At 39.5% G+C, this 12,258-nt stretch carries 12 protein-coding genes and 2 pseudogenes; 7 read left to right on the top strand and 7 right to left on the bottom strand.

The window, feature by feature from the left end; translation table 11 throughout:
- Positions 1–70: 70 nt before the first annotated feature.
- The 4 genes from N8A86_RS19970 to N8A86_RS19955 all read left to right on the top strand — a co-directional run bounded on the left by N8A86_RS19970 (position 71) and on the right by N8A86_RS19955 (position 1,955).
- Positions 71–361 carry a DUF6958 family protein gene (locus N8A86_RS19970; protein WP_273566982.1) on the top strand — a complete coding sequence of 97 codons (291 nt, stop codon included), beginning with the start codon at positions 71–73 and terminating at the stop codon, positions 359–361.
- Between the two features lie 10 nt (positions 362–371).
- Positions 372–911, top strand: a complete 540-nt coding sequence (locus N8A86_RS19965) for an SRPBCC family protein (protein ID WP_273566981.1) — start codon at positions 372–374, stop codon at positions 909–911.
- Positions 912–915: 4 nt separating this feature from the next.
- Entirely contained in the window at positions 916–1,275 is a 360-nt protein-coding gene (locus tag N8A86_RS19960) for a DUF1801 domain-containing protein (RefSeq protein ID WP_273566980.1), read from the top strand.
- Between the two features lie 101 nt (positions 1,276–1,376).
- On the top strand, positions 1,377–1,955 hold the full coding sequence (locus N8A86_RS19955; RefSeq protein WP_273566979.1) for a hypothetical protein: 579 nt from the start codon (positions 1,377–1,379) through the stop codon (positions 1,953–1,955).
- Positions 1,956–1,972: 17 nt separating this feature from the next.
- On the opposite strand, the gene N8A86_RS19950 is transcribed toward N8A86_RS19955, so the two are convergent.
- Both N8A86_RS19950 and N8A86_RS19945 read right to left on the bottom strand, forming a co-directional pair.
- On the bottom strand, positions 1,973–2,617 hold the full coding sequence (locus N8A86_RS19950; protein WP_273566978.1) for an NAD(P)-dependent oxidoreductase: 645 nt from the start codon (positions 2,615–2,617) through the stop codon (positions 1,973–1,975).
- 150 nt (positions 2,618–2,767) lie between these two features.
- Complete coding sequence (locus N8A86_RS19945) at positions 2,768–3,610, bottom strand: alpha/beta hydrolase (protein ID WP_273566977.1); 843 nt, start codon at positions 3,608–3,610, stop codon at positions 2,768–2,770.
- A 48-nt stretch (positions 3,611–3,658) separates the two neighbouring features.
- Between N8A86_RS19945 and N8A86_RS19940 the strand changes: the two genes are divergently transcribed.
- A complete protein-coding gene (locus N8A86_RS19940; protein WP_273566976.1) occupies positions 3,659–4,279 on the top strand; it encodes an L-threonylcarbamoyladenylate synthase in 621 nt (206 codons plus the stop codon).
- A 3-nt stretch (positions 4,280–4,282) separates the two neighbouring features.
- Here N8A86_RS19940 and N8A86_RS19935 read toward each other — a convergent pair whose 3' ends face one another.
- The 4 genes and pseudogenes from N8A86_RS19935 to N8A86_RS19920 all read right to left on the bottom strand — a co-directional run bounded on the left by N8A86_RS19935 (position 4,283) and on the right by N8A86_RS19920 (position 9,414).
- On the bottom strand, positions 4,283–6,862 hold the full coding sequence (locus tag N8A86_RS19935) for a zinc-dependent metalloprotease (RefSeq protein ID WP_273566975.1): 2,580 nt from the start codon (positions 6,860–6,862) through the stop codon (positions 4,283–4,285).
- A gap of 138 nt (positions 6,863–7,000) precedes the next feature.
- On the bottom strand, positions 7,001–7,855 hold the full coding sequence (locus N8A86_RS19930) for an OmpA/MotB family protein (protein WP_273566974.1): 855 nt from the start codon (positions 7,853–7,855) through the stop codon (positions 7,001–7,003).
- A gap of 100 nt (positions 7,856–7,955) precedes the next feature.
- Positions 7,956–8,956: pseudogene (locus tag N8A86_RS19925) on the bottom strand (glycosyltransferase family 2 protein).
- Positions 8,957–8,968: 12 nt separating this feature from the next.
- A pseudogene (locus N8A86_RS19920) lies at positions 8,969–9,414 on the bottom strand (type I restriction enzyme HsdR N-terminal domain-containing protein).
- 26 nt (positions 9,415–9,440) lie between these two features.
- On the opposite strand from N8A86_RS19920, the gene holA reads away from it, so the two are divergent.
- Entirely contained in the window at positions 9,441–10,442 is a 1,002-nt protein-coding gene (gene holA / locus N8A86_RS19915; protein WP_273566973.1) for a DNA polymerase III subunit delta, read from the top strand.
- Between the two features lie 17 nt (positions 10,443–10,459).
- Here holA and N8A86_RS19910 read toward each other — a convergent pair whose 3' ends face one another.
- Complete coding sequence (locus N8A86_RS19910; RefSeq protein WP_337251678.1) at positions 10,460–10,792, bottom strand: DoxX family protein; 333 nt, start codon at positions 10,790–10,792, stop codon at positions 10,460–10,462.
- Between the two features lie 167 nt (positions 10,793–10,959).
- On the opposite strand from N8A86_RS19910, the gene N8A86_RS19905 reads away from it, so the two are divergent.
- On the top strand, positions 10,960–12,207 hold the full coding sequence (locus N8A86_RS19905) for a M16 family metallopeptidase (RefSeq protein WP_273566972.1): 1,248 nt from the start codon (positions 10,960–10,962) through the stop codon (positions 12,205–12,207).
- The last annotated feature ends 51 nt before the right edge of the window (positions 12,208–12,258 follow it).

Raw genomic sequence — 12,258 nt, 5'->3', positions numbered from 1 at the left:
AATTGAAAAAGGTTATTCCTTATGGTCAATTGCAAGGAGTTTAGACATCGATCAACTTAAATCATCTATCATGACAGAGGAAAAAATTCTGACCCTGCACCCCCAAGGAAAAAAAGGGGTGAACATTTTGAAACGAAGATATGAGGCAATTAAGAGGTTTATCATGAGCACCCTGAAAAATAATAAAGAAATAACGTACCAAGAATTGAATAGGTTGGCCGTAGAGGAATTGAAGAGTTCTTTTGACGGTAAAGTTGGTTGGTACGTTGTTTCCGTGAAGCTAGACCTCGAAGCTAGAAATATTATCGAACGTGTTGCGAATACAAGTCCACATAAAATTAGATTATCAAATACCAATTAAACCAACAAAAATGAAAATCCTTAAAAAATTACTTTTGGCCCTAGCCATAATTATAGCCGTTCCGCTAATCTTGGCCTTGTTTACCAAAAAAGAGTATACCATAGTAGAAGAAATAACCATCGACAGACCTAAAAACGAGGTCTTTGAATATGTAAAATATTTAAAAAACCAAGATGAGTACAGCAAATGGGCCAGCATGGATCCCGATATGGAAAAATCGTTTCGTGGAACTGACGCTACCGTAGGTTTTGTTTCGGCTTGGAAAAGCGACAATCCCGATGTGGGTTCAGGGGAGCAGGAAATTTTAAAGATCGACGAAGGAAAACGGATCGATATGGAACTCCGTTTTTTTGAACCGTTCGAGTCTTCCGATTTGGCATATGTTTCGACCGAAAGCATTTCCGAAAACCAGACCAAGGTAAAATGGGGCTTTGACGGAAAAATGAAATACCCGATGAACCTGATGCTATTGTTTATGGATTTTGAGGGAATGATCGGCGATGACCTGCAGACCGGACTAAAGAACCTAAAGGACAAACTTGAAAATTAAACAAATGAAAACTGTTGACGATTACATTGCTAATTCTTCCGAAAGTACGCAACCCATTATTTCACATCTTAGATCGCTAATAAACAGGACTTCCCCTGAAATAAGGGAAAACATTAAATGGAACGCTCCTAGTTTTGAATTGAATGGTAAAATAATCTGCAACATCATGGCTTTTAAAAAGCACGTCAATTTTATGTTCCATCAGGGTAAACAGCTCGATGATGCGAAGAACTTGCTGGAAAACATAGGTGAGAAGTCAAATATGAAAGGAATAAAACAGATTACCAAAGTTTCCGATTTACCCGCAGATAAAGTACTAATAGAGTATATACAGAAAGCCATTGAAATTTCAAAAAGGCAATGAATTTGCCGAGCTATATCTCCATCATTTTTATACTTACTACTTGTTTCACTTTATTTTTATTCTTAAAAGCTAGCCAGTATTCAAAAAAGGTCTTTTTTGTTTTGACCAGTTGGCTCGCCCTTCATGGATTATTGGCTTATTTCGGATTTTACCAAAATCTAGAAGCCGTACCGCCCCGAATATTCCTTGCTTTTGCACCTACATTGTTATTGATTATTGCACTGTTTGCGACCTCGAGTGGAAGAAAATGGATGAATGACCTTGACTTAAAGACTTTAACCTTACTTCATGGTGTTCGAATTCCCGTAGAATTCGTTCTATATTGGCTTTTTCTTAATAAGGTGGTTCCCGAACTGATGACCTATGAAGGCCGTAATTTTGATATTCTGGCAGGTATCACGGCACCTTTTGTTTATTATTTCGGTTTTGTAAAAAGTAAGATAGGCAGGAAGGGTATTCTATTTTGGAATATCGTCTGTCTACTTTTACTGTTGAATATTATTATAAACGCAATACTATCGGCTCCCTTACCCTTTCAACAATTCGCTTTTGACCAGCCCAACATTGCCATCTTGTATTTTCCAATGGTTTGGTTGCCGGCACTTGTAGTTCCGATTGTACTGTTTTCGCATTTAGTGGCAATAAGCAGATTGGTTAAGGAAAGCCCCAAGAAGTTTTGATCCTCAGGGCATTTCACTTAGACATTGGTCAGAAAAGGGGCTTTTTTGATATACGTCTTATCATCAAATTGCCCGATTAGAAAATGTGCCAAATCCGTCGCGCTGATTTTATCTCCTAAACAATCCTCTAAATCAGGTTTGACTTCTCGACGTTCGTCGGTCAATTCGATTAACGGCAGTCGTACCAAAGTCCAATCCAACTTACTTTCTAAAAGTAAATTATATTCATCCTGTCGATCTGTAGTGGTCTTCGGATAGTTTTGATACATCCAGTCGGTGGCAAACTTTGTTTTTGGACTTTTCTTGTCAAAGGGTGTGTCGACATTCAAACCTGTGACTACAATATAGCGTCCTATTCCCAATTCGTCCATCGTCTTTAAGATGTTCTTTGTCCCTGTACTGCAAACTATGGGATTGTTATAAGGAATTCCCATGCCCAAGGTACTTATTACCGCATCACAGTCTGAAAGCAATGACCTGACCGTTTCAATATTGCATATGTCGCCATAAACAATTTCAACCGATGGGCTTTCGACTATAAATTTTTCCGGATTTCTAATTAGTGCTTTGAAATGGACACCTTGATCTATTAGTTCTCGAACAAGGTATTTTCCTGATTTACCTGTACCGCCTACAACGGCAATTCTTGTATTTTCTTTCATTTTTCTCTTTATAAAGTTTATGGAATAAAGTGATTTGCATCAAATGAAGATATGATGCCTGTTTTAGAGACGGTAGTCTCTATGCTGAATATGTTACAAAGAGAATCTAATACGCTAAAGATAAGAACTATCTTTAAACCTAAGGGATGATCATAAATGTTTTTCTATAAATGCCTTGAGTTTGACCGAGGTGTCAAAAAGATCTAACCCGACCCAACCATGCCCGCCGTTCGGGTAGAGCGTGAACTCATAAACCACTTCAAGTTCTTCCAGCTTATCTTTTAGATCGATTCCCTGTGAATTGGGAATCAATGGGTCTTGACCGCCATAAAATAAAAGAGTAGGAGGCGAGGTTGTTTTTACCTTATACAATGGACTAACGTTTTTAAGAACTTCGATATCGGTGCCGAACTGAAAAATCAAATCCTGTAAATCTTGGTTCTCCGAATTAATATAGGCCTCATCTGCTAGATTGGTCGGTCCGACCATACTACAGACCATATTTACTTGGTTGTCAGTATCATATTCGTAGGCCCATAACAATGAAAGATGTCCGCCGGCACTAACACCCATAAATCCGAGATCGGTGCTGATTTGATATTCCGATTGCTTGGCTTTTAAATCGTTTACTACGGATGTGATATCATCGATCTGCATAGGATGCGGGGGATTGTTTACGTCCGCTAGACGATAATTCATATTTACCATAACAATATTTGGAAGCTGCTCCCTAATAAAATCACGAAATGCGTTCATGTCGGTTTTATCGCCTTCCTTCCAGCCTCCGCCATGAACCAAAATCACAACCTTCGATTCGGTTGTTCGGTTCGCAGGTAGGTAAATATCATAAACCTGTTTGGCGTCATTGCCATACGCTACATTGATCAAAGCTTTGTATTCCAAAGATTCGTTGTCAGAGGAGGGTGTATTGTCGGTTGAACATGAAAGTAAAGTGAAGACGAGACAAACCGCTAAATATTTTAAGCTTGACATAAGAAAATTTGTGTGTACTTTGTATAACGTTATTCTATCGAAAATGGTATGGCAGAGTTTATAAAGATATATCCAGAGAATCCTAATCCTAAGGAAGTTAAGCGGGTAGTGGATATTCTTCGAAATGGTGGGCTTGCCATATATCCTACGGATACGGTTTATGGGTTAGGTTGTGATATCAGAAATACCAAAGCTTTGGAGCGTATTGCACGGATAAAGGGAGTCAAATTGGCCAAGGCGAATTTTTCTTTTATCTGTGCCGATTTAAGTAATCTTTCGGATTATGTACGTCAAATCGATACACCGACCTTTAAAATATTAAAGCGTGCCTTGCCTGGGCCTTATACCTTTATCCTGCCGGGAAACAATAATCTCCCAAAAGATTTTAAAAAGAAAAAGACCGTCGGTATTCGGGTTCCTGATAATGCCATTGCCAAGGCTCTCGTAGAGAGCTTGGGTAACCCCATTGTGTCTACCTCTATTCGTGATGAGGACGAACTGCTCGAATATACTACGGATCCCGAGCTGATCTTTGAGAAATGGGAAAATTTGGTCGATGTGGTGGTTGATGGTGGTTACGGCGACAACATGGCTTCTACGGTAATCGACTTATCAGGATTAGAACCGGAGGTAGTCAGGGAAGGTAAGGGAAGCTTGGATATCTTCTAAAAACTATTCTTTTTCTTCACCCTTATCTATCGCTAAATCAGGATTTGCAGGAATAAAAAGATTGCCAGGATCTTTTGTTTCTCCTATGACTTCTTCTATTTCTTTTTGAATATATAGCAAATGGGCCTTCGTCATTCGATGGTTGATTACAGGAATAGTTCCCTTGATTTTGCGTTGAAGCATCGTAAGGTTATGAAGTGCCAAAGAACGAACATCGGTATTTGAAGTATATCCTTCAGACATTTTTGCTAAAATACCCTCTACGAGACCCTCTGCCTCACTCGGCTTATATAGTGTAATCATATTCGAGACATAGGCTTTTTGAAGTTTTCTACGATACGAGTCGGTCTTATAAAAAACATTCATCTCGCCCCATATCAGTTGATTCAAATCATCGATATACTCGTCTGGAGCATAAACGTCTTCATCCTCATAACGTTCATTTATGAAGGTCATTCTGCTCATACGACTACCGCCCATCAAATTTAATAGCACTCTTTCCATGGTTTTGGTAATCGATTCCTTGGATTGAGGAGAAGAAGTCTTGTTGAGGATTTCATTATTGATCAACCATTTGGGTTCTTTGAAAATATGGTTGTTCAAAAAGACCAAGGCTTCTTTTTGTTGGTTTTTGGGAACAGGACAATATACTTCACCAGATTCTCCCATAGTCTTCGGGGTAACATAAATTCCTCCAATATTCTTTGCTACATGAAAGAGGTAATTCTCATATTGTTTGACAAGGTTCTCATATATCTCATCCAAATTGGAATAATCATCACTATTTCTGGCTTTGGTCCAGTCGGTCAATTTGGGAACGATGCGTTGTAGGTTCATAATCCCATAGGTACTGGCTACCATGGCGTTGTCTCCTAAATCCTCGGTCTGCGACCTTGGGTCAAAATCACGCCCCTCGCCACCAAACCATAATCGAGGATTCGTAGAAATACTATCCACCACCCATTGATTCAGAATTTCCCTTTCATCTGCCAATTCTTGGGTTCTTGGTAGTTTGCCGTATCCCCATTGAATGGCCCATTTGTCATAATCACCGATTCTTGGCATAAGATCTTTGGGCGGAATGCTATCTTGGGGTTGTGCGACATAATTGAACCTTGCATAATCCATGATGGAACTTGTATGTCCATTTTTTCTGAGCCATTCAGCATCCCTTAGTTTTTCTACAGGAGTTGCATAACTGGCTCCCATGTTATGGCGTAGGCCCAAGGTGTGGCCCACTTCATGAGAGGACACAAAACGAATCAACTCGCCCATTAGTTCAGGTTCAAATTCCATACTTTGCGCCCTTTGGTCAACGGCACCGGCCTGAATGGTGTACCAGCTATGCAGCAGGTTCATTAAATTATGATACCATCCGATATGGCTCTCAAGAATCTCACCGCTTCGGGGATCTGTAATATTAGGGCCATAAGCGTTCTTCTTCGGTGAGGCAAAATAGCGCAGTACCGAAAACCTTGCATCTTCAAGGCTCATATTGGTATTCTCTTCTGGCCACTCTTGTCCAACGATTGCATTTTTAAAACCTGCCTGTTCAAAAGCTTTCTGCCAATCGTTGATACCTTGGATCAAGAAGGGTCGCCATTTTTTAGGAGTAGCGGGGTCAATATAAAAAACGATAGGTTTTTTTGGTTCGACCAATTCGCCGTTTTCCCACTTTTCAATATCCTCTGGTTTTGGTTCTAAACGCCAGCGATGTATGAACGTATTTCGGTCTACCTTTTGTTGTTCATCACCATATTCTAAATATGAACTAGCGAAATATCCGACTCGTTCATCAAAGAATCTTTTCTTCATCGGCTCCTTCGGAAGCATAATAAATGAGCTGTTCAGTTCAAGGGTCACCACGCCGGAAAGCACTGCGGCCGGAAGTTCTTTTTTACTTTTGCTCGATGTCTTGGCCTTATACGTCTTAACGGTACGAACCTCGGTATTTATGGGGAAAGAGGTGATTTTTTCGATATAAGACTTGTCTTTTTCCAAAGACGATAGTTTGTATGATTCTTTCTGGGGCTCACTAAGCGCAAGTAGTGTATTTTCACTATTGATAAATTCGGTAACGTCAATTACGGAAGTTTTCTTTTTTTCATGTCGCGCCTTAATTTCGAATGCCTCAAGTATTGGGGTGATGTTCGAATTATTGACCGCTTCCGATATCGCATCGTTTTCATCGGCCATGCTGACCAACGTGCCGATACGGAGAAAAAGCTTGTTTTCAGGCCCTTTTTCCCAAATGATCGTTTTTTTGCCTATTTCTTCCCCACCATAATTTCCGGCGCCTGCGGGAGTTTTTACAAAACGGGTGACAACCAGGATTTCATGGTTTAAAATGCTATCGGCTATTTCAAAATAATGCTTGTTGCCTACGCGATGTACGGTAAACAAACCCTGCTGGGAAACCGCCTCATCCGTTATAATTGCATTGTACGAATTTGCCTTCGACTTTGAAGATACCTTATTCTTATTGATAACAGCATTAGGATCATTGGCGTTTTTTGCCGATCCTAAAATGCTACATGAACTTGTTACGAAAAACAAGAAAATCAATCCAAAAAATATCCTCATAATAGAAAAAACGCTATTATTATCTAAATAGTATTTTGTACGGGTATATCGGCTTGGTTATTCAAATATACTACAATCTTTTGCTCAAAAAAAAAGGCCGTACCTCTCAGAGGTACGGCCTTTAAAATATAAAAAATATTAGTTGTTGATAGCAGGATCTTTCATTCCTTCTTCAATCATACTGTAGAACTGATCGATTTTTGGTAATACCACAATTCTGGTTCTTCTATTTTTAGATTTTTCAGTCTGTGAAACGGGTATGAACTCCGCTCTACCGGCGGCAGTCATACGTTTCGGATCTACGTTATAATCGTTCTGTAAAATACGAACTACGGCTGTTGCGCGCTTAACACTTAAATCCCAGTTATCCAAAATAGCACCTTTTGCCCTGTAAGGTACATCATCGGTATGCCCTTCGACCATAAATTCAAAATCAGGTTTGTTGTTCACCACTTGGGCTACCTTGCCTAATACTTCCTTGGCGCGGCTGGTCACATTGTAACTTCCACTGCTGAACAATAGTTTGTCTGAAATGGAAACAAATACAACTCCTTTTTCGACACTGATCTCAATATCCTCGTCATCTAAGTTTCCAAGAACACCTTTAAGGCTTTGTACCAAAGAGAGGTTCACAGAATCCCTGCGGGTAATGGCATCTTGTAGTTTACGAATGGTTAAATCTTTTTCCTGAAGACTTTCAAGTGATTTTTCAAGGTTTTCGGCACCTTTGGTTGTCAAGGTGGTCAAGTTGCCCATATTGTTGATCAGCTCTTGGTTATTCGCCTTAAGGAAGGCATTTTGATCTTCTAAGGTCTGTAATCTAGAAGAAGCTGTTGCTTTTTCTTCCAAACAATCGTTTAATTTAACGGTAGCGGAGTTCAAAAGGTCTTGGGCTTCTTTGTGTTTAGCTTCTAAATCTTTGAATTTTTTTGAGGAAACACAAGAGGTTAAAAGTACTGCTGCACTCAAGCAGGCAAAAATGATTTTTTTCATAGGTATTTTACTTAATTAATACTGATTGTTATTTGTTTTATCGGTTTGAAATCGCGGATAAAATTAGATAATTCACAATCCCGTCGTTCCGCGAAATTAGTTAATCTTTTACTAAATCGTTAAAATTCTTTACATGATGTACGAAATGTGACCACACTATGGACTTTGTGATGTAGTATTTTAATACAAAATTGGCTTTTTCACGTTTTCTGTACATCTTATTAAACTGCCTATAAAAGCTAAGATGAGCCCGTAATATGGCCCAACAATGGCTTGGTTTGAATTGGAGTATAAACCGAAGCGCGGCTACCCCGTCGAGCAACAGTCGTATACCGATAATCAAAAATGCCTTTCTTCTAGGCAGGTTTTTCGTTATGGAGAACAAAGAATTTCTGAAATTGAGATATGTTTTTTTGGGTTCATATTGCTCAACGTTGATCCACCAAGATGGTAGACATGAGATTGCCCCGAGTAATATACTTTATGCCCAGCATTTTTGGCTCGCCAGCAAAGATCGACTTCTTCTTGATGGGCGAAATAGTCCTCATCGAATCCGCCAAGGTCATGAAAAACTTCTTTTTTGATGAACATACAGGCGCCCGTAGCCCAAAAAATCTCTAAAGTGTCATCATATTGTCCCTTATCTTTTTCCAACGATTGAAAAATACGGCCTCTACAGAAGGGGTATCCCAGTTGATCTAGAAAACCACCTGCCGCCCCGGCATATTCAAAGTGTTTTTTCCGAAGTAGATCCAATATCTTTGGTTGTACTATAGACGCTTTCGGATAATCATGAAATACTTTGACAATCGGTTCTAACCAACCTTCCGTAACTTCTACATCCGAATTCAACAAGCATACAATATCCGCGTCTACATGTTGTAAGGCATCGTTGTACCCCTTTGCAAACCCACCGTTTTGATCGTTCTGTATTATTTTTATATTGGGATAGTTTTGCTTCAAAAAAGTAACAGAGCCATCAGTCGATGCATTGTCGGCAACATAAATATCACAGCCTTGAGAATACCGGACAACAGAGGGTAGGTAGCGCTCCAAAAGCACCTCTCCGTTCCAATTAAGTATGACGATGGCTATTTGCAAAACAGTGGCAAATTAACGGCTAAAATCAGGAATACCTTCTAAAAAGGTATATTTTTCGTTTTCAAAATCCATTTTACAATAGAAATGCTCTAGACCGTTGCTGACCATTAAGTATTCGGCATTCAGTTTCAGGTTATAACTTGCAATTTGGTCAAAGGTATTTTGGTCGATCATAATATTGGGAGACTTGCATTCTACCAAGATGCGAATGCTACCATCAGAATTGAATACCACCACATCGTATCGTTTTTTCAACGAGTTGACCTTCAACTGTTTCTCTACGTTTATATGGCTCGCCGGATATTTTTTATCGTTAATGAGGTAGTGTACGATGTGTTGACGCACCCATTCTTCGGGAGCAAGACCACAAATTTTTTACGGATCACATCAAAAATATGGATCTTATTTTCTCTATTTTTGAATCGAAAGGTATAGGAAGGAAATTGTAGTGGTATCACACCGCAAATTTGATAATTTTTTTTGGATGGATGAAGCTAAACAGATAGTAAACGATGTTCTTGAGGGTCGCATCAAGCCGATTTATTTTCTGCACGGCGAAGAAGTATACTACATTGATAAAATAGCCAATTTCATTGTCGAGAATGTGTTGTCCGAAGCGGAACGCGGATTTAACCAAATCGTACTTTACGGTAAGGATGTTTCGATAGAAGATATAATTTCGAATGCCAAGCGGTACCCAATGATGGCGGAGCATCAAGTGATTATCATAAAAGAAGCCCAGCATCTTTCCCGCACCATTGAAAATCTGACCTCTTATGTCGAAAATCTTCAGCCGACCACGGTTCTTGTGATTTGCTACAAGTACAAAAAACTGGACAAGCGGAAGAAACTCTATAAATCCATTCAAAGCAACGGTGTCATTTTTGAAGGAAAAAAACTCTATGAAAATCAGGTATCCGATTGGATCCGAAAGGTTTTAAAAAACAAAGGATATGGTATCTCGCCAAAAGCTTCGGTATTGTTGGTCGAGTATTTGGGTACAGATTTGAGCAAGATCGATAAGGAAATTGAAAAACTCGAATTGGTGCTGCCCAAAAATTCCGAAATTACCCCGAGCGACATCGAAGAACACATTGGGATCAGTAAGGATTATAATAATTTCGAACTGAAAAAGGCAATCGGGGAGCGAAATGTTCAGAAGGCAACAAAAATTATCAACTATTTTGCACAAAACCCGAAAGACAACCCTTTTGTGTTGACAATTACCTTGTTACATTCCTTTTTTAACCAATTATTGCAATACCATGGTCTCAATGACCATTCCCCTAAAAGTGTGGCGAGTGCCTTACGAATCAATCCCTATTTTGTCGGTGAGTTTCAAATTGCCGCTAAAAATTATCCTATGAAAAAGGTCAGTAAGATCATTTCACATTTACGCGAAATGGACTTAAAGGGCAAAGGTGTAGGAGCACAGGCAGCCACTCAATCCGACCTTCTAAAAGAGCTATTGGTAAAAATCATCTAGACTATTTTTTATCGATACTAAATTTTCCCGGACCTAATAGGAAAATGGTAATAAAGGAAACCAAAAACAACAACGCCTTTTCTTTGGGTACCGAAAGGGTCCTGGGAATGGACGATGAAGGCAGCTACCATCATAGTAATGGCAGAAGGTATTGCCGCCCAGCGCGTTTTAAAACCAATAATAATCAAGAGCGGGCAAATAAATTCTCCGATTACAGCTAAAAATAGAGATGGGGCAGCTCCAATACCTATGGGGTCGCCAAATTCAAAATTTCCTGAAATCAGCTTTTGAAATTTAGGAAAACCGTGGGTCAAAAGCAATATTGACATTGTTATTCTAAAGAAAGCCAATCCGATGTCTTTTACAAGGGGGTTTTTCATATGGTGATTTTTTAGACCCTAAAGCTATTAATTTTTTTGGGTTTCTTCAATACTTTAAACTCCTGATCGACTTGAAAAATGGGTTGTTTCGATTCACTGGATGCCCTATATTTACAAAAATCATAAAATCATCGATCATGAAAAAATTAATATTTCTTTGCTTTGCTTTACTATTGGTTGTGAACACTGTTCAGTCTCAGAATTTCGAGTTCAAAGCCGACCAGATAGATATTCCATACGAACGTTTTGTATTGCCCAATGGCTTGGTACTATTGGTACATGAAGACCACAAGGCCCCCATAGCTGCGGTCAATGTTTGGTATCACGTTGGTTCTAAAAATGAAAAACCGGGTAAAAGCGGATTTGCCCATTTATTCGAGCATTTAATGTTCAACGGAAGTGAAAATTTCAATGACGACTATTTTCAGGCGCTGGAACGGATAGGAGGAACCGATTTGAACGGAACCACCAATAGCGACCGAACGAACTATTTTCAAAATGTACCTGTCTCGGCCCTTGATCAAGTATTATTCTTGGAATCGGATAGAATGGGACACTTGTTGGGTGCCATAGATCAGGAAAAATTGGACGAGCAACGCGGTGTCGTTCAGAACGAAAAACGACAAGGAGACAACCAACCTTATGGAAAACAGTGGGATTACTTGACCTATGCGATGTACCCCAAAGGCCATCCGTATTCATGGACGGTCATCGGCGAAATGGAAGATTTGAACGCAGCTTCACTAGAAGACGTACAAGAATGGTTTAAATCATATTACGGAGCCGCAAATGCCGTGGTAGCGGTTGCCGGGGATATCGACCCACAAGAGGTCTTTAAAAAAGTGCTAAAATACTTTGGAGATATTCCTTCGGGTCCAACAATTTCACGACACGAAGTGAACATTCCGGTCCATAACGGTGATACATATCAAGTATATGAAGATAGAGTTCCCGAGGCTAGAATATTGTTCGCCTATAATACCCCTAAATTTGGCAACAGAGAAGATATACATTTCGATTTAATTTCTTCCGTTTTGACCAGTGGAAAAAACTCTAGGTTGTACAAGCGTTTAGTATATGAAGATCAAATCGCCAGTTCCGTAGTGTCGTTTCAGGCATCCAGTGAAATAGCCAGTAATTTTATTACCTGGGCCAATGTAAAGCCTGGAGAGGATGTTGAAAAGGTTCAGGCCATTATGGAAGAAGAAATTCAAAAACTCATCAATGAAGGCCCGACAGAAGAAGAATTAAAAGAGTTAAGGCCGCTTATTTCTCAAGTTTTATTAAAGGGCAAGAGCGTATTGGTGGTTTTGGTGGTATTTCCGATATACTGGCTTCAAACGAAACCTATTTTGGGGATGCTTCCTATTACAAGACGGTATTAAAATATGTCGAAGATGCAACGATAGCAGATGTACAAGCGACCGCAAAAAAAT

The sequence above is a fragment of the Maribacter halichondriae genome (assembly GCF_027474825.1).
Lineage (GTDB): Bacteria > Bacteroidota > Bacteroidia > Flavobacteriales > Flavobacteriaceae > Meishania > Meishania halichondriae.
The sequence above is the reverse complement of the archived record's forward strand: the minus strand, read 5'-3'. Positions and strand labels throughout refer to the sequence as shown.